The sequence below is a fragment of the Mesorhizobium sp. B3-1-9 genome (assembly GCF_006439595.1).
Classification (GTDB): domain Bacteria; phylum Pseudomonadota; class Alphaproteobacteria; order Rhizobiales; family Rhizobiaceae; genus Mesorhizobium.
Map to the genome: position 1 here is coordinate 115,293 of NZ_VFTJ01000013.1, position 17,293 is coordinate 132,585.

At 61.7% G+C, this 17,293-nt stretch carries 18 protein-coding genes and 1 tRNA gene; 13 read left to right on the forward strand and 6 right to left on the reverse strand.

Going from position 1 to position 17,293, the window contains the following annotated elements; all coding sequences use genetic code 11:
- The first annotated feature begins 261 nt into the window (after positions 1-261).
- From FJW07_RS21810 to FJW07_RS21835, 6 genes are all read left to right on the forward strand, one after another.
- A complete protein-coding gene (locus FJW07_RS21810) occupies positions 262-867 on the forward strand; it encodes an N-acetyltransferase (RefSeq protein WP_140858735.1) in 606 nt (201 codons plus the stop codon).
- 27 nt (positions 868-894) lie between these two features.
- The gene (locus FJW07_RS21815) at positions 895-1,656 is read left to right on the forward strand and encodes a 3-hydroxyacyl-CoA dehydrogenase (RefSeq protein WP_140782413.1); all 762 of its coding nucleotides are present in this window, start codon (positions 895-897) and stop codon (positions 1,654-1,656) included.
- A 6-nt stretch (positions 1,657-1,662) separates the two neighbouring features.
- Positions 1,663-2,850: a CaiB/BaiF CoA-transferase family protein gene (locus tag FJW07_RS21820; protein ID WP_140858736.1), complete on the forward strand. Its 1,188-nt coding sequence runs from the start codon at positions 1,663-1,665 to the stop codon at positions 2,848-2,850.
- Positions 2,851-2,887: 37 nt separating this feature from the next.
- A complete protein-coding gene (locus FJW07_RS21825; RefSeq protein ID WP_140782415.1) occupies positions 2,888-3,658 on the forward strand; it encodes a HugZ family protein in 771 nt (256 codons plus the stop codon).
- A 158-nt stretch (positions 3,659-3,816) separates the two neighbouring features.
- Entirely contained in the window at positions 3,817-4,155 is a 339-nt protein-coding gene (locus FJW07_RS21830) for a metalloregulator ArsR/SmtB family transcription factor (RefSeq protein ID WP_140645679.1), read from the forward strand.
- Between the two features lie 55 nt (positions 4,156-4,210).
- Positions 4,211-5,017: an RNA methyltransferase gene (locus FJW07_RS21835; RefSeq protein ID WP_140858737.1), complete on the forward strand. Its 807-nt coding sequence runs from the start codon at positions 4,211-4,213 to the stop codon at positions 5,015-5,017.
- 24 nt (positions 5,018-5,041) lie between these two features.
- Here the strand turns inward: FJW07_RS21835 and FJW07_RS21840 are convergent, their stop codons facing one another.
- A complete protein-coding gene (locus FJW07_RS21840) occupies positions 5,042-6,181 on the reverse strand; it encodes a hypothetical protein (RefSeq protein WP_140653238.1) in 1,140 nt (379 codons plus the stop codon).
- A gap of 134 nt (positions 6,182-6,315) precedes the next feature.
- Complete coding sequence (locus tag FJW07_RS21845; protein WP_226892233.1) at positions 6,316-6,852, reverse strand: EipA family protein; 537 nt, start codon at positions 6,850-6,852, stop codon at positions 6,316-6,318.
- A 382-nt stretch (positions 6,853-7,234) separates the two neighbouring features.
- On the opposite strand from FJW07_RS21845, the gene FJW07_RS21850 reads away from it, so the two are divergent.
- Both FJW07_RS21850 and FJW07_RS21855 read left to right on the forward strand, forming a co-directional pair.
- Complete coding sequence (locus FJW07_RS21850) at positions 7,235-7,864, forward strand: histidine phosphotransferase family protein (protein WP_140645675.1); 630 nt, start codon at positions 7,235-7,237, stop codon at positions 7,862-7,864.
- A 223-nt stretch (positions 7,865-8,087) separates the two neighbouring features.
- Positions 8,088-8,456: a response regulator gene (locus tag FJW07_RS21855; protein ID WP_140858755.1), complete on the forward strand. Its 369-nt coding sequence runs from the start codon at positions 8,088-8,090 to the stop codon at positions 8,454-8,456.
- A 63-nt stretch (positions 8,457-8,519) separates the two neighbouring features.
- On the opposite strand, the gene ctrA is transcribed toward FJW07_RS21855, so the two are convergent.
- Positions 8,520-9,215, reverse strand: a complete 696-nt coding sequence (gene ctrA / locus FJW07_RS21860) for a cell cycle two-component system response regulator CtrA (protein ID WP_006203583.1) — start codon at positions 9,213-9,215, stop codon at positions 8,520-8,522.
- A 448-nt stretch (positions 9,216-9,663) separates the two neighbouring features.
- Between ctrA and FJW07_RS21865 the strand changes: the two genes are divergently transcribed.
- Complete coding sequence (locus tag FJW07_RS21865) at positions 9,664-10,041, forward strand: flagellar export protein FliJ (protein ID WP_140645772.1); 378 nt, start codon at positions 9,664-9,666, stop codon at positions 10,039-10,041.
- Between the two features lie 84 nt (positions 10,042-10,125).
- Here FJW07_RS21865 and FJW07_RS21870 read toward each other — a convergent pair whose 3' ends face one another.
- Entirely contained in the window at positions 10,126-10,527 is a 402-nt protein-coding gene (locus FJW07_RS21870; protein ID WP_140858738.1) for a helix-turn-helix domain-containing protein, read from the reverse strand.
- 90 nt (positions 10,528-10,617) lie between these two features.
- On the opposite strand from FJW07_RS21870, the gene FJW07_RS21875 reads away from it, so the two are divergent.
- Positions 10,618-11,544, forward strand: coding sequence for an NADP-dependent oxidoreductase (locus FJW07_RS21875; protein WP_140858739.1), 927 nt, complete (start codon positions 10,618-10,620; stop codon positions 11,542-11,544).
- A 68-nt stretch (positions 11,545-11,612) separates the two neighbouring features.
- On the opposite strand, the gene FJW07_RS21880 is transcribed toward FJW07_RS21875, so the two are convergent.
- Positions 11,613-11,888, reverse strand: a complete 276-nt coding sequence (locus FJW07_RS21880; protein WP_006203587.1) for a DUF1153 domain-containing protein — start codon at positions 11,886-11,888, stop codon at positions 11,613-11,615.
- Between the two features lie 254 nt (positions 11,889-12,142).
- Between FJW07_RS21880 and mnmA the strand changes: the two genes are divergently transcribed.
- Entirely contained in the window at positions 12,143-13,333 is a 1,191-nt protein-coding gene (gene mnmA, locus FJW07_RS21885) for a tRNA 2-thiouridine(34) synthase MnmA (RefSeq protein ID WP_140782419.1), read from the forward strand.
- Positions 13,334-13,368: 35 nt separating this feature from the next.
- Here mnmA and FJW07_RS21890 read toward each other — a convergent pair whose 3' ends face one another.
- Positions 13,369-14,334 (reverse strand): Gfo/Idh/MocA family oxidoreductase, encoded by a 966-nt coding sequence (locus FJW07_RS21890; protein ID WP_140645671.1) that lies wholly within the window; start codon positions 14,332-14,334, stop codon positions 13,369-13,371.
- Between the two features lie 252 nt (positions 14,335-14,586).
- On the opposite strand from FJW07_RS21890, the gene FJW07_RS21895 reads away from it, so the two are divergent.
- Together FJW07_RS21895 and FJW07_RS21900 are read left to right on the forward strand one after the other, a co-directional pair.
- Positions 14,587-14,663, forward strand: a tRNA-Met gene (locus tag FJW07_RS21895).
- Positions 14,664-14,765: 102 nt separating this feature from the next.
- Positions 14,766-16,655, forward strand: coding sequence for a site-specific integrase (locus FJW07_RS21900; protein WP_181182694.1), 1,890 nt, complete (start codon positions 14,766-14,768; stop codon positions 16,653-16,655).
- Positions 16,656-17,293: the final 638 nt, after the last annotated feature.

Genomic DNA, 17,293 nt, shown 5'->3' on the forward strand with positions numbered 1-17,293 from the left:
GCCGGCGAAGCCCTCAGGCGCTGAACAGTTCGTCAAATGACGAAACCGGTCGGAGACGGACAAGTTCGGCGCGCGAGGCAAAGAAAGCCGGAAAGCACCGATTGCAGCGGCGCAGAATTGGTGCTAGCGGAGGCGCCCATGTTCGACTTTGCCTCGATCCGGTTCGACCGACGACGAAAGGGCGCCCGCGCTTAAGTAGCGCTGACTGGCGAACGCTGCCGCTTGCAGCAAACCTTCCTCGTATACCGGAACGCAAAGACCATGAGCCTTGCCGACGTGAAATACCTGCCGGAAACCCCGGCGCATGACCCTGAAATCGAAGCCATCAACGACGAGGCCTTCGGCCCGGGTCGTTTCGTGCTTGCCGCCTACAAGATCCGCGAGGCCGGCGGACATGACCGCTCGATGTCCTTCGTCGCCGTCAAGGACGGCACGGTCATCGCTTCCGTGCGCATGACGCGCGTGGCCGCTGGCGCCGGTCGCGCCATGATGCTCGGCCCGCTTGCGGTGCGCCCCGCCTACAAGAATCTCGGCATCGGCCGCAAGCTGGTGGCGATCGCGCTGGAGGCGGCCAGGAAAGCCGGCGCGCCGGCCGTGATCCTGGTCGGCGACGAGCCATATTATGGGCCGCTGGGCTTCAAGCGCTTTCCGCGCGGGCAGATCACCATGCCGCGCCCGGTCGATCTCGACCGCCTGCTGCATCACGAAATCAAGCCCGGGGCCGTCGCTCGCTTTGCCGGCGATGTCTGTCACGCCAATACGGCGAGGGTTGCCGAACTTACGCCGGCCTTGGCGCGGTCGGCTGCCACGGCGCAGTCGTCGATCGATCCGGCTATGGCGGTTGCGCCTCCCTTGCGCGCCTCGTAGCATAATTCGAAATCCTGGGAGGCTTGCATGAACCCGAACGGCCAGATCGCGATCGTCACCGGCGGCGGATCGGGCCTTGGCGAGGCGACGGCGCGCGCGTTGGCGGCCAAGGGCGCCCGTGTCGCCATCCTCGACGTGGGCATCGAGCGCGCGGCGAAAGTCGCGGCCGACATCGGCGGCATTGCCGTCCAATGCGATGTCGGCGGCGGCGACGGCGCTGCCGCCGCGATCGCCGAAGTGGCTGAAAGGCTTGGGCCGCCGCGCATCCTGGTCAATTGCGCCGGCATCGCCATCGGCGTGAAGACGATCGGCAAGGACGGACCGCATCCGCTCGACCAGTACCGCAAGGTGATCGAGATCAACCTGATCGGCACCTTCAACATGATCCGCCTCGTCGCCGACCGGGCGGCGAAACTCGATCCGCTCGCCGGCGGCGAGCGCGGCGTCATCGTCAACACCGCCTCCGTCGCCGCCTATGACGGCCAGATCGGCCAGGCCGCCTACGCGGCTTCCAAGGGCGGCGTCGTCGGCATGACGCTGCCTGTGGCGCGCGATCTCGCCCGCTCCGGCATTCGCGTCTGCACCATCGCGCCCGGTATCTTCAAGACGCCGATGATGGCAGGCATGCCGCAGGAAGTGCAGGATTCGCTCGGCGCTTCCGTGCCCTTCCCGCCGCGGCTCGGCGAGCCGTCGGAATATGCAGCACTTGCCCTCCACATCGTCGAGAACCAGATGCTGAACGGCGAGACCATCCGCCTCGACGGCGCCATCCGCATGGCGCCGAAATAAGCGAGGATGAATGGCTCGCCGACAGGCGCCGGTGCTGCCGCCGGAAAGACCGGCCCGCTCGCTGGCCTCAAAGTGATCGAGATGGCCGGGCTCGGTCCGGTGCCGCTTGCCGCCCTGATGCTGTCCGAGATGGGCGCCGAGGTGCTGCGCATCGAACGTGCCGACGCTGGCCAGCCGCTCCTGAGCCTACCGCAAGAATACGATCTCGACCGCCACGGCCGTTCCATCCTCAAGCTCGACCTCAAACGCCCGGCGGGCGCGGAACTGGTGCTGCGCCTTGCGGCACAGGCCGACTTGCTCGTCGAAGGCTTCCGCCCCGGCGTGATGGAGCGGCTCGGGCTGGGACCGGATGTCGTTCTCCAGCGCAATCCGGCGCTGATCTATGGTCGCCTGACCGGCTTCGGCCAGGACGGGCCGCTGTCCGGGCGAGCCGGGCACGACATCACCTATCTCGCCTATGCGGGCCTCCTGCACGCGGTCGGCAGGCAGGACGCGCCGCCGGTGCCGCCGCTCAACCTCGTCGCGGATCAAGGCGGCGGCGCCATGATGCTGATCGCGGGCGTGCTCGCCGCTCTCTTCCAGCGCTCACGCAGCGGAAAGGGCCAGGTGGTCGATGCCTCGATAATCGAGGGAGCCTCGATGCTCGCCGCACCCATTCACGCCTATATGGCGGCGGGTCTGTGGAGCGACAGGCGCGGCGAGAACCTGCTCGATTCCGGGGCGCCTTTCTACGATACCTATGAGACGGCGGACGCAAGGCACGTTGCCGTCGGCTGTCTCGAACCGCGCTTCTTCGACGAATTCGCCAGGCTGCTGCCGCTCGACGGGCATTTTGTCGGCAGCCAGTACGACAAGTCGTCATGGCCCGCGATGCGCGCCGCCATTGCCGGCCGGATCAAGGCAAAGACGCGCGACGAATGGGCCGAGCTTTTCGCCGCGACGGACGCCTGCGTGGCGCCCGTCCTGTCCCTGGTCGAAGCCAGGAACCATCCGCACAATCGCGCCAGGCAAGGCTTCGTGAAGTCCGGCGAACTCGATCGCCCGGCGCCGGCGCCGCGTTTCTCGCAAGGCGCACAAGCGCTTGCCGCAGCTCCGGCCGTCGCCGATCGCGAGCCCTCGGGCATATTGACCCGTTTCGGCTTGAGCGAAGAGGAGATCGGAGCGCTTGCAAAGGCGGGTGTATTCGGTCGATAAACCGGAGAACGAAAATCAGCTTATCTCGGGTGCGCTTGTGACCGAACCGAAGAAGGACGTCATCCGCGAGACCGACGCAGAGGCGATCAGGCTGGCGAAAACCCTGATCCGCGCGGCGCGTTTCGGCGCGCTCGCGGCGATCGAGCCTGGCACCGGCGCGCCGCTGGCAAGCCGGGTTGGCGTCGCCACCGACGTCGACGGCGCGCCGCTGATCCTGATCTCGATGCTGTCCACGCACACCGGTGCGTTGCTCGCCGATCCGCGCTGTTCGCTGCTGCTTGGCGAGCCCGGCAAGGGCGACCCGCTGGCGCATCCGCGCATCAGCCTGGCGTGCCGCGCCTTGCGGCTGGAGCGGGGATCGGCCGATCAGATCCGCGCCGAACGGCGCTACCTCAACCGCAATCCGAAGGCGAGGCTCTATGCCGGGCTCGGCGACTTCTCGTTCTTCCGGCTCGAGCCCGAACGCGCCGGCCTGAACGGCGGCTTCGGCAAGGCCTTTCTTCTCGACCGCGACGATTTCATCAACGGCGCCGCCCTTGTCGAGGAGTTCGCCGGCAGCGAACAGGCGGCACTCGATCACATGAATGCCGACCATCGCGACGCGCTTGCCCTTTATGCCCGTCATTTCGGTCGCGCCGAAGGCGACGGCTGGATCGCCACCGGTTTCGATCCCGATGGCATGGATCTCGCCGCCGCCGATGCGACCTGCAGGATTTTCTTTCCCCGGTCTCTGCAAAGCGCGCGCGAATTGCGTTCGGCGTTTGTCGAGATGGCAAAGGCGGGACGCGCCGCGGAACAAGAGCGATAGTTGATCGCACTGCGGCGAAAGCAACGCTTGAGATTTGGACGAAATGATCTACCCTTGTAGTGACGCTGATTCAGCAGCGCCCATCGACATCTGAACATCGCGGAATCAGGCACCATTGCCCCCTGGCGCCTGGATGAGCCAAGACCCTTGGGGGATCTATGATCTCAAATAAGCTAATCGCCAATGCGGAATCGGCGGCCGCCTTTCTCACCCTCATGGGCAACGAAAAGCGCTTGCTGATCGTGGCCCATCTGATCGACGATGAAATGTCGGTCGGCGCCATCGCCGAGAAGGTGCAACTCAGCCAATCCGCGCTGTCGCAGCATCTCGCCAAGCTGAGGGCGCTCGATCTTGTCGAAACCCGGCGCGACCGCCAGATGATTTACTATTCCTGCAAATCCGAGGCGGTGCGCGAATTGCTGCGCATGCTGGAAGGCATTTTCGGCGACGGCGACCTCTCCCAGATGGCCTATCGGCTGCGCCGCGCCGGGGCTTGACCCGCGCCATCCAAAGCCGCTTACCTCGCTGGCATTTTTTGCCGGCGAGATTTGCATGAACCTCATCCCCATCGACGATCCTCAGGACCCGCGCGTCGCTGCCTATCTCGATATCCGCGAGCGCGATCTCGCCGGCCGGCATGGCCGCTTCGTCGCCGAAGGCAAGGTGGTGCTGGACCTCCTGTTGTCGACTGGGCGCTTCGCCGCCGAATCGGCCCTGATCCTCGAAAACAGGCTGGCGGGCGTGCAGGAGATCTTGCGCAAGGCGCCTCCCGAGTTTCCGGTCTATGTCGCCGCGGGTGAGGTCATGGACCGGATCGCCGGTTTCCACATGCATCGCGGCATCCTGGCAATCGGCATGCGTGGCGATCCGGCGCCCGCCGAGACTCTGGTGGAGACCTTGCCCGGTCGCGCATTGGCCGTCGTCCTGGTCGGCATATCCAATCACGACAATATGGGGGCGATCTTCCGCAATGCGGCCGCCTTCGGCGCGGGCGCGGTACTGCTCGACCGGACGTGCTGCGATCCACTGTACCGCAAGGCAATCCGTGTTTCGGTCGGCGCGGCGCTGAAGGTTCCCTTCGCCACCTTCGGCGATACCGGAACCTTCACCGCGACGCTCGATCGGCTCGGCTTCAGCCAGTTCGCGCTCTCGCCACGCGGAAATATCGACATCCGCGCCGCGGAGCGCTCGGCGCGCCTGGCGCTCTATCTCGGCACCGAAGGCGAAGGCCTGCCCCGGCATCTGCTTGCCCGGCTGCAAACGGTGAGGATCGCAATGGCGGAAGGTTTCGACAGCCTGAACGTCGCCGCCGCGTCGGCAATAGCCCTGCATCGCTTTTCGAAAGCCGGCGACGCATAGGCTGAATAACGGCGGTCGTGTCGTTCAGTTGGCCGAGCCGGCCTTCTGCAAAGCCCTCACCCGGTCGGCCAGGCTGACGCCGCGCCCATTTTGCTGCCCCTCACCCGCCAGGGCCTTGGCGATAGGCGAGTCCGGCCCGTCCAGCTTCATCGTCAGATTGACCACCTCGGCGGCCAGCTCGTTCATTTGTTCGCGAAGGCCGGCGCCGGAGCGCGCGTCGCCCGCCGCTTCGGGCATTGCCGTCCCGGAGGCTGCAAGATCGGTTTTCAGCCGCTTGTTCTCGCGCGCCAGCGCCGTCAGCCTTGCCTCCAGCCGTTCCCGGTCGCCCTCGAGCCTGGCGATCGCCTTGTCGACATTGTCGCCTTTCGTATCCGTGCCGGCAGCCAGCTGCGCGACGCCGTTCGCGGCGCTCTCCTTCGAACGTTCGCGCATTCGAGCGAGGTCCTTCTCGCGCCGGTCGAGCTTTTCCTCGCGGTCGGCAAGCGTGGCAAGCAGCCGCTCGACCTTCTTGTCGAGCTCGGCCGTTTTCTTCTTCTCCGCCTTCAACGCTTCGCGCGCGGCCTTGCTTTCCAACGCGATCTCCTGATTGCGCCGGTCCGCCTCCTTGCGCTGGCCCTTGAGCAACGCAATGTCGCTGGCGAGCTTTTCCAGCTCCGATTCGCGGGCAACCAGTTCGATCTGGCGGTTCGAGGACGAGAAGCTGGCGTCGTCATACATCTGCTCGAGCTTCTGCAACTCCAGCGCGCGTTTTTCCAGCGCCCGCTCCGTCTGTACGTGCTTTTCCGACAGCCGGTGCAGATCCTCCTCGCGCTGCCTGAGCTCCGCATTCTTTGCCTGCAGATCGGAGAGCGCCTGGTTCTTGTCCTTCCTTTCGACCGCCAGTCCCTTCAAGGCCTCGCGCCCGCGACCGATCTCCACCAGTTGTTCGGCCGCCTTCTCCTGAAGGTTCTTGACGGTTATCTCCAGCCGGCGCGTCGTCATGGCATATTCCGCACGGACCCGGTCCTTGTCCGCCTGGATTTCGGCTGGCGTCAGCGGCAGCGAAGCCTCGAGGCGCCTGCGCGTCAGGACGACGGCCCGCCGCCAGACCGCCGGCGCGACCAGCGACACCAGAAAAACGGCGCAAAGGAAACCGAGTACGAAGAACAGAACCGACTGGACCAAGGCGTGCTATCCACTTTACGGAGCGGCAATCGCTGGATTATGCCACCTTGGCATGGCGGAAATTCAACGCCGCGGCAAGAGTTTGCCGCAGCGCGATCAGCACTGTCCGAGCGATTGCAGCGAGCGCAATCCGATCAGAACGGGTTCCAGGTCGGCCTTTCGGTGAGCTTCAGATAACCGAGATTGACCCCGAGACGGGCACCTACGCCGGTACGGATCGGCACAATCAGCACCCGGTTGCTCTGCAATACGTTGAAACCGACGCCCGCAATGACATAGGCGGAGCCGGCAACGCCGCCGAAGCGGTTATAGAGGCTGCTGATGTCGTCGAGGTTGTAGACCAGCATCATCACCCGCGATCCCTCGCCGCCGAAATCCCAGCCGAGCGACGGACCTTGCCAGAACACCTTATGGTCGCCGGCGTTCTTGGTGTAGAGCGTCCCCTCGCCATAGGTCAGGCCGCCGATCAGGGCGCCGGATCCTTCCTCGCCCAGCAGGTAGCCGTTGGGCAGGCCGTAGGAGGCAAAGATCTTCTCGACGACGGTGGCCAGGCCGCCGGACGTCTCGCCGAAGAATTTATGACCGGAATCGACGATCTCCTGAGCGGTGTACTGTTGGGCCCGTGACGCAGCGGTCGAAAGGACAAGAGCCCCCAGGAGCGTGATGGTCATGGCGAGGACACGGACGAACGTCCGGTCGTAGTATCGGGAAAACATGCTTCCAATCTCCGTCAGGGAGCACTTTCGCCGACGCCTCGCACCCCTGCGGCTCTTGCCGGCCGTTCGGGGTGGCTATCACGGGCAAACTATGCCGTAATCCTTTTTCAACCATTAAGCTCCCACACGAAGATGGCGGTTCGAAGGCTGCGCTTGCGCCCCGGCGGCGGGTTTCCCCCGCGAACACACCATTTTCGCTGTCGGCAATTTTGGATTTGTTGATGCGCGCTCAGGCCCTGTGTATTCAGAAAGCCTTGGAAAAGAGCGTGATTCGTGTGGGCAGGCGCGAAAACGGTCGCTCGGCCATGAACAAATGACTTAAGCAGGGATTTCGCCGATGGCCGAGCTTTTCACTCTTTCCGCGCCAGATCTCGCTGCGCTGCTTTGCAGCCGTGTCTGCCACGACATCATTTCGCCGGTGGGCGCAATCAACAACGGCCTTGAGCTGCTCGACGAAGGCGGGGCCGACGAAGACGCCATGAAGCTCATTCGCCAGAGCGCCAAGAACGCCTCGGCGCGATTGCAGTTTGCCCGCATCGCCTTCGGCGCCGCGGGTTCCGCCGGCATGATGATCGACACCGGCGATGCCGAGGCCGTGGCCATCGCTTTCCTGAAGAACGAAAAGCCGGAACTGGTGTGGAACGGCCCCCGAGCGCTCTTGCCCAAGAACAAGGTCAAGCTGCTGCTTAACCTCATTCTCGTCGCCAACGCCGCCATACCGCGCGGCGGCAAGCTGGTGGTCACGCTGGAAAGTCTCGAAACCGAGCCGCGTTTTTCGCTGGCGGCCGGTGGCCCGATGCTGCGCGTGCCGCCGAAATTCCTCGAACTGCATTCCGGCCACAAGCCGGAGGAGCCGATCGACGCCCATTCGGTCCAGCCTTACTATACGCTGCTTCTGGCGCGCGAGGCCAATATGACGATCTCGATCCACGCGACCGCCGACGAGATCGTGTTGACGGCTGCATAAGAAGAGCCGAAGTATATTGCATTGCTAATATTTGTGCTGGCAGTGCAGGTCGAGCAATGCCGGCCGCAATGCATGTAACGGCGCTGCGCGTCAAAACGGCGCGAGACGCTCGTTTGGAAAAACTTTACCTAACGGCTTTTCGGCTTCTTTACCAGATTGGCCTATGGTGCTTTCCGGTTGCCGGAAGTTGCCGGTTCGGCAGATGGCAAAGAGGACCCCGGATATGAAGCGCTGCCTGTTCGTCGATGATTCGAGCGTCATCAGGAAGGTCGCAAAACGCATTCTTGGCGGCTCGGACATGATTGTCGTCGAGGCCTCGACCGGGGTCGAGGCTGCCGAGATTTGCGCCGGCGAGATGCCCGATGTCATCGTCATCGACGGTGGTCTTGCCGACATCCAGGCGGTCGACCTCATTCGCCGTATCCGCGCCATCGAAAGCCCTGCCCGGCCGCAGATCCTGATCTCGCTGGTTGAAGTCGATGTGGCTGCGATCATGCGCGCCAAGCGCGCCGGCGCCCAGGGCTATCTGCTGAAGCCCTTCAACCGTGCGCAACTGCTCGAAAGCTTCCGCGTCCTGAAGATAGCCGCCTGATTCGCCGTTTTCAAACAAAAAACCCGGCCTGAGCCGGGTTTTCGTTCGAATCACTTGGATCGTTTACGCGCTGACGCGGATGTCTTCGGGCTCGCGCAGCACATAGCCGCGGCCCCACACCGTCTCGATGTAGTTCTGGCCGCCGGACGCCGCGTCGAGTTTCTTGCGCAGCTTGCAGATGAAGACGTCGATGATCTTCAGCTCCGGCTCGTCCATGCCGCCATAGAGATGGTTGAGGAACATTTCCTTGGTGAGCGTGGTGCCCTTGCGCAGCGAGAGCAGCTCCAGCATCTGGTATTCCTTGCCGGTCAGGTGCACGCGCTGGCCGCCGACCTCGACCGTCTTGGCGTCGAGATTGACCACCAGGTCGCCCGTGGTGATGACCGACTGGGCATGGCCCTTGGAGCGGCGCACGATCGCATGGATGCGCGCCACCAGCTCGTCCTTGTGGAAGGGCTTGGTCATATAGTCGTCGGCGCCAAAGCCCAGGCCGCGCACCTTGTCCTCGATACCGGCCATGCCGGAGAGGATCAGGATCGGTGTCTTGACCTTGGAGAGGCGCAGCGTCCGCAGGACTTCATAGCCCGACATGTCGGGGAGATTGAGATCCAGAAGGATGATGTCGTAATCGTAGAGCTTGCCGAGATCGACACCTTCTTCACCGAGATCGGTCGTATAGACGTTGAAGCTTTCCGATTTCAGCATCAGTTCGATGCTCTGTGCGGTTGCACTGTCATCTTCAATCAGCAGAACACGCATTTCATTCCCCTTTTCTGCTGCCGGACCGTGTCACGACCCGTCCGGGACCGGAGCAGTGATTGCCTGAACAGAAGGTGCCACCGACTGGTTAACAAATCCTAATTTCGTGTCATCCACGATACCAGATTTTTTAACCCCTTTCTACACCCACTTGAATCTAATAACGAATCACAGACCAAAATCGCTAATGCACCACATTAATAAGTCAGCCTAAGTGACTCCAGAGACTCGCTGGCCCGGGCTTCCCGCCGCAGCCGGAATTTTTACCCGGCCTTAAGTCCTCGCTCGTATGATTAACAATGCCCGTAAACGAATGGTTACCGTCGGCAAAAATCTTTAGGGCTTTGTTTCCCATAGCCCAGGGAAAGCCGGGGGAAACGGGCGGCGCTTGGGTCGTTCCGGGCGGACTGGGCGGTATTGCAGGTGTGCGTTTGCGGAGTATCGAATCATGAAGTCACGTGAAAACCTCGTTCGACTGAAGCAGTTTCAGGTGAATGAGAAGCGGCGCCAGCTCTTGCAGCTGGACATGATGATCGCCGAGTTCGAGCGCATGGCCGTCGAGCTGGAAGCGCAGATCATCGCCGAAGAGAAAAAAGCCGGCATCACCGACATCAACCATTTCGCCTATCCGACCTTCGCCAAGGCGGCTCGCCTGCGCCGCGACAACCTCAGGAACTCACAAAGCGACCTCGCCCAGCAGCGAAGCACCGCCGAATCATTACTCGGCGAAGCTGAAGCGGAGCTGTCCAAGGCTGAGATGCTGGAATCGCGAGACACCAAGATCCGCGAAACCGAAATTGGCGGCCGCAGCGCCATGATCGGCTGATCGCCTGGCCATATTTGCAATCATGCCGGAGATATCTCCGGCATCTTCAGAACCGGCAATCGGCAGAAATCGGACTCGCCGTCTTCACGGCACAGCGCCCATCTCGCCATGATCGGCCGATGCCCGGGTCCGGGCATCCTTGATTTCCGGCGCATGCTCTTCCGCCCAGGAGCGTATCTGGCTAAGCAGCCCCGCCAGATTCTGGCCAAGTTCCGTCAGTTCATATTCCACGCGCGGCGGGATGACCGCAAACACCTCGCGCCGCACGAGGCCGTCGCGCTCCAGCACGCGCAGCGTCTGCGTCAGCATCTTGGGCGTGATGCCTTCCAGCTTGCGCGCCAACTCGCCATTGCGCAGCCGCCCGCGCCGCAACGCGCAGACCGTGAGATAAACCCATTTGCTGGCCAGCATCTCCAGCACCGTATGCGACGGGCAGGTGCGTCGGAACGCGTCATAGCCGAATGGCGATCTGTCTTCACTATCCATGAGGTACCTATATATAGAAAAGGTACATACTCGACAATCGAATATTACTATCCAAATGATAGCGGCACATTCATCGAACAGGAGACGTTCATGCGTGCCGTTATCCAGACTTCCGTCGGCGGACCCGAGGTCCTTTTCGTGGCCGAGCAGCCCGACCCGGCGCCCAGACCCGGTGGAGTGCTCGTCCGCGTCAAGGCGGCGGGCATCAATCCGGTCGACGGCGCCGTGCGCGGCGGTTTCTATCCGTTGCTTGACGAACCGCCTTTCATCCTGGGCTGGGACATTTCGGGGACCGTCGCGGCGCTCGGTCCCGGCGTGACCGCCTTCAAGGTCGGCGACGAGGTGTTCGGCATGCCGCATTTCCCCAAACAGGCTGGAGCCTATGCCGAGCTCGCCGCGGCGCCGGCGGACGAGATCACCGCGAAGCCCGCCGCCATCGACCATGCGCAGGCTGCGGCCTTGCCGCTGGCCGGACTGACGGCCTGGCAAGGCCTCGTGCGCCATGGCGGCCTGCAGGCCGGACAACGCGTGCTGGTTCACGCCGGTGCCGGCGGTGTCGGCCATCTGGCGGTCCAGATCGCCAAGGCGCACGGCGCTTATGTCATCGCTACAGCCAGCCCGAACAAGCTCGACTTCGTCCGTTCGCTCGGCGCCGATGACGTCGTCGACTACACCAAAGGCAACTTCGTCGAACAGGTCGGCAACGTCGATCTTGTGCTGGACCCCATCGGCGGCGACCATGTCGACGAGTCGCTGAAGGTGGTGCGTGATGGTGGCGTGCTGGTGTCGCTGCTCAACGTTCACGACGCCACCAGGGCGAAGGCCAAGGCGCGCGGTGTCCGCGTCGAGCGCATGTCCGTGGTGCCCGATCGCGAGGGCCTTGTCGAACTCGCCAGGCTGGTCGACGCCAAAAAGCTGATGCCGCACGTGGCCAAAGCTTTCCCGCTCGATCAGGCGGCGGCCGCCCATGCCTTCCTTGCGACCCGACCCATCGGCAAGGTCGTGCTGACTGTTTGAGTGGAAGGCCGCTTCAAAAAGCGAAAGGGCGCGGTGTTCCGCGCCCTTACGTTTAATAGCTGTCTGGCCTAGTGGCGGTATTGCTGGATCCGCGTGGTGCGCAGCCCGGCAAGGCCGTATTCGTCGATCGATGCCTGCCAGGAGAGAAATTCTTCGGTTGTGAGCTTGTAGCGCTGGCAGGCTTCCTCAAGGCTGAGCAGGCCGCCGCGTACCGCGGCGACCACTTCCGCCTTGCGCCGGATAACCCAGCGCCGAGTGTTCGTCGGCGGCAGATCTGCAATCGTAAGAGGGCTGCCGTCAGGCCCAATAACATACTTGACTCTAGGTCTAACCAGATCGGTCATCGTACTCTCTACTAAAAACTCAAAGACCCAATCCCCGCCACAGTACCGCCACAGCTTTAAAAATTGCCTAAGCGAACCCTAATCACTAGGTAAGGATCATGAACGCCTGGTTAGGATTTCGTTTAGAATTTGAAACACCGGCCCCCAGGCCTTGGTTTTGCCGGTAGGCTCGTCTTGCGCCGCAAGCTGGCGCACACGTGGGGCTTGACCTATATTCCGGTCATTGGCATTGAGCGCCGCACAGTGAAAGCACCATGAACAGCCTCGATCTTCCCCGCCGCCCCGAAGAAACCCGCGTCGTCGTCGCGATGTCGGGCGGCGTCGATTCGTCTGTCGTCGCGGGCATTCTGAAGCGCGAAGGCTATGACGTCGTCGGCGTGACGCTGCAGCTTTACGACCACGGCGCGGCCACGCACCGTGCCGGTTCGTGCTGCGCCGGCCAGGACATCGACGATGCCCGCCGCGTTTCCGAGACGCTCGGCATCCCGCATTACGTGCTCGACTATGAGGAGCGTTTCCGCAAGGCGGTCATCGATCCGTTTGCCGAGAGCTATGTCGCCGGCGAGACGCCGATCCCTTGCGTGTCCTGCAACCAGACGGTGAAGTTCGCCGATCTTCTGGCCACCGCCCAGGATCTCGGCGCCGACGCCTTGGCCACCGGCCACTATATCCGTTCGCGCGCCAACGGCGCGCATCGAGCGCTCTACCGTCCGGTCGACGCCGACCGCGACCAGAGTTATTTCCTGTTCGCCACCACGCAGGCGCAGATCGATTATCTGCGCTTCCCGCTCGGCGGCCTGTCGAAGCCGCAGGTCCGCGCCATTGCCGAGGAGATGGGCCTAACTGTCGCCGCCAAGCAGGACAGCCAGGACATCTGCTTCGTGCCGCAGGGCAAGTATTCCGACATCATCGCCAAGCTGAAGCCGGCCGCCGCCAATCCGGGCGACATCGTGCATATCGACGGCCGCGTGCTCGGCCGCCACGAAGGCATTCTGCGCTACACGATCGGACAGCGTCGCGGCATCGGCATCGCGTCCGGCGAGCCGCTTTATGTCGTCCATCTCGACGCCGACCGGGCGCGCGTCATCGTCGGCCCGCGCGAGGCGCTGGAGACGCACAAGATCTATCTGCGCAACATGAACTGGCTGGGCGATGGACCGCTGTCGGACGTTCCGGCCGGCGGGATCGAGCTTTTCGCCAAAGTCCGCTCGACCAGGCCGCCGCGTCCGGCCGTGCTGCATCACCGCGACAGCGTGACCTCCGTCGAACTGACCGACGGCGAGTCGGGCATCGCGCCGGGCCAGGCCTGCGTGCTTTATTCCGACGACGGCAACGAGGCGCGGGTGCTCGGCGGCGGCTTCATCGAGCGCTCGGAACGAGGCGCGGAAGCCGAGGCTATGTTGTCCAGGCTTGCCGCAAGGCCGGCGCAGATCCCAGCCGAATAAGTTTCTCAGTCTTATCGCCGCCGTTTCCAGACGCCTCAGGCGGACGAACCGGTGTGGATCACCGTGCCGGCGGTCAGGATGCGCAGCACTCTGATCGCTTCCTCGCCATCGGTGCGCGGCTCGGCGCGAGTCTCGATGCACTGCATGAAATGGGCAAGCTCGCGCGTCAGCGGCATGCCCTCGCCAACCGGCACGTAGGCAGGCTCATTGGCGGTGAAGGCCCACTGGCCGCTGTCCTGCCAGACCGCGTGGCGGTAGACGGCAAGTTTGCGCTCCCAGGGCTCGACGTCGTCGAACACCGCCATCGCCTTGGTGCCGACGACCGTCAGCCGCCGCTCGCGATAGGGATTGAGGCGCGAGGCGAAGAGATGGCTGCGCAGGCCGTTCGGGAAGCGCATGTGCAAATGGGCGAAGTCGCTGAGGTTGTCGAGCAGCGCCGCTCCCTCGCCCCTCACTTCGATCGGCTCGGTACCGGTGATGGCGAGGATCATCGACAAATCGTGCGGCGCAAGGTCCCACAACGCATCGTTTTCGGTATGGAACTTGCCGAGGCCGAGCCGGTGCGAGTGGATGTAGCGCACTTCGCCGAGCTCGCCATTGTCGATCAGCGCCTTCAGTGTCTCGAAAGCCGGATGAAAGCGCAGCACATGGCCGACCATGAACACGCGGCCATTGTCTTTAGCCGCCTTCACCGCGCGCTCTGCATCCGTGACCGTCAGCGCGATCGGCTTTTCCACCAGCACGTCCTTGCCGCTTTCGACCGCGCGCACCGCGGTGTCGGCATGGAATTGCGGCGGTAGCGCCATGACGATGGCGTCGATATCGGTTCGCTCGAACAGCCTGTCCGGCTCGATCGCCAGGCAGTCCTGCTCGCTGGCGAAACCTTCGGCGCGGGCGCGGTTGACGTCGGAAACGGCATGGAGCGCGCCAAGCGCCTTGAGGGTGCGGATATGGTTGCTGCCCCAGTATCCGCAACCGAGGACGGCGATGCGCGGCTTCATTCGCTCAAACTCTAGAATTTCATGGCCGAGACATAGCGACGTGCCCCGCCGAACTCAACCCCGGGACATGCCTTGAGTGTCTGTCCGGCAAAGCTTTTCTGGGATGAGATTATGCCGGCCGGATTATGCCGGCATGTCGGCCGCTTCGAAGCTTGACACGCTCACCCTCGCAACCTTATATCCGCGCGACCTTGGCGAACGCCTTGAAACACCCATCCATCCAGGACGGTTTTTCGGGCCATTTGCCACCCTGGCGGGGTAGCTCAGTTGGTTAGAGCACGGGAATCATAATCCTGGGGTCGGGGGTTCAAGTCCCTCTCCCGCTACCAATCCCCACCTAAGGGATTGATCTGATTATAAGCATTTGATTTCAAAAAGATTCCGTTCTCGCCCCCGGTACCTTTTGCCGGTACATTACGAGAATGGAAGACATGGCGAAACCCCTATACCTCGTCGGCACCGGCTCCGAACTGAAGCTCAAACGCAACGTGCCGAAACACCTTGTCGGACTTGCAGGGAAGACGGCTTGGATTGAGCGCATATCTCACTCCAACGCAAAGACAGCTAAGGATCGTGCCGGCCTCTTTGCGGTTAGAACCAATACCGAATTGCGGAAGTTGGAAGACCTTTACGCGCACCGCGACTGTGCCACTATCAACGAACCATCGGCCCTCAATCTCGACACGACGCGGGCACAGCAAATCGCCCTCTGGTATTTCAACAAGCGCGATCAGGAGAACCAGCAAACGGGCGCCTATTTGCTCGACCCCGACGACCCCGATTACAACGAACTGTTGGACGCAGCGGCAGAAGATTGCCAGCAAGCAATGAGAGAAGCGTCCGGGACAATGCGCACCACGGACCCTCGCGCGCTTGAATTGCTGGTTGAACACGGCGTGCTATCGCGGTCGAAGGCAGATCAACTGAATGCGTCTGGATGGCCGGATGAGCTAACGAAACATCCCGGCTTTCAGTGTTTTTGCCGATTGATTGAGCGGGCTGATTTGGCGCTCACCAATCGTCGCTATCGATCATGGGCAACCGGCTCCCCGCCTAGAATCGATTATTGCGTGTTGGACGCAGCAAGCGCCCACATCGCGCAGCCGAGACACTTGCCTTCTGCAGTCACCGGCAAGACTCTCACCGATCTGAAATCTGCATTCATGGCGCAGCGGGAAGGGATGGTCACGAAGTCACGTGCCGCCCAATATCGACTTCCCTTCCGTGTTCTGGAAGAGCAGTTGGGAACGAACGTCGAGTTGGGCGTGATTACCCGCGACGACGCCAGAAAGGTCGCCGATTTTCTGCCTCGCATTCCATCGCATGCCACACAGCATCATAAAGGGTGTAGCTTGACCGACGCAGCCGCTCAACACGAGGAGGCTACCGGCGCACCAGCCAACAGATGGACTGAAGCCCAAAAGCATCTGCAGGTCATCAAATTCGTATTCGATTTTGCCTTGAATGAGCAGTGGCTAACCAGCAATCCGTGGCTGGGGATAGCCATATCCATCCCGCGCGAGCAACGTAAGAAGCATCTTTCGAAAGAAGCCACCTACCAGACGTTTTCAATCGTCGAACTCAATCGACTTTTTGCGCTACCGCTATTCAACGGTTGCGTTGACGACCAACACGGTTGCCACAAGCCAGGACCAAATATCATCAAGCGTCATCGATATTGGGCACCAATTATCTCGCTCTGGACGGGAATGCGCATGAACGAAATCCTGCAGCTTGAGAAGGCAGATTTCGGCATAACGGAAACCGGCGTGAGATATTTGCATGTCACTGACGAGGAGCACGGCGACTACTCGGAAGGCGTCAGAAAGCGTGTCAAAAGCAAAAGCGCTATTCGGAACATTCCGCTTCATCCGATCTTCGAACAAAGCGGTTTTTTTGAATGGCTCGATAAGCGACCGGGAGGCAGATTGTTTCCTGAGGCGACGGCCGGCGCGGGCGAGAAACCTTCCGATGTCTACTCGAAGCGGTTTCGGACCAATCTTAAGGCCGCCGGTATCTGGGAATCGCGGCGCCAAGTGTTCCATAGCTTGCGGAACAACTTCAACGACGCCTTGCGCGCTGCGGATGTGCCCGTCGAGTTTCGTGAAGCGATCAACGGATGGCAGAAACGAAAATCGATGGACCAGCGCTACGGAAACGGCCCGAGTATCGATGTCCTTTTCAAGCATATTTCAAAGGTCAAGTATCCCGGACTCTCGCTTGAATTCCTCAACAAGGGGAAAACCAGCACCCACGACCATTTCAGAAGCCGCCAACGGGCACGAACGGTGCGCAGGGCCCTTCGTACTACCGAACCCTGAAACGCGCGTCTACGGCGCTCCAAATGCCCATATTTGCGGACTGTCGTTTCATCTACCGCGATCAATATGCCATCAAGTCAAGCTAAATGGTGAAGTCAAAACTTTCACCGAAAATCGCGGCCCCACCCCCCTATCCCGCTATTGTCAGAAAATTTCTCCAAAAATTTTAAAGGAAGAACATAACGTATCGTCAAAGCGAAGCGACAGCGGAGCAATGACCCAGCACAAAATATACTACATTCACTCGCTTCGCTCGTTCATTGCGTATATTTTGCAGCCGGAATCTGTGATATACAAATATTTAAACTTCTACTATTCTTACAATCGCTTACAATCAATTTCTCGCCATAGCAAGAATCGCGCGCGCGAGAAGCCATTCAAAGAAATGAATATCACAGATTGTCTCAAGAGGACTGCCCCCTGATCCTCAACTTCCTCACTCTCTGACGAGGGGGCTCTGCATAGCGAATCCGGAAGCGGTGCGGTTTTCCCTGCACCCCCTGCTCTTCCAACAGCCGGCGCTCCACTACTAGGCTTTTCAACGCTTTCAAAACTGTGCCACTTTTGCGGCCGATGCGCCTACCTATGTCGTCGTACTTCATACGAACAAATCCATCGGCGGCCTTGGGCTCGAAATG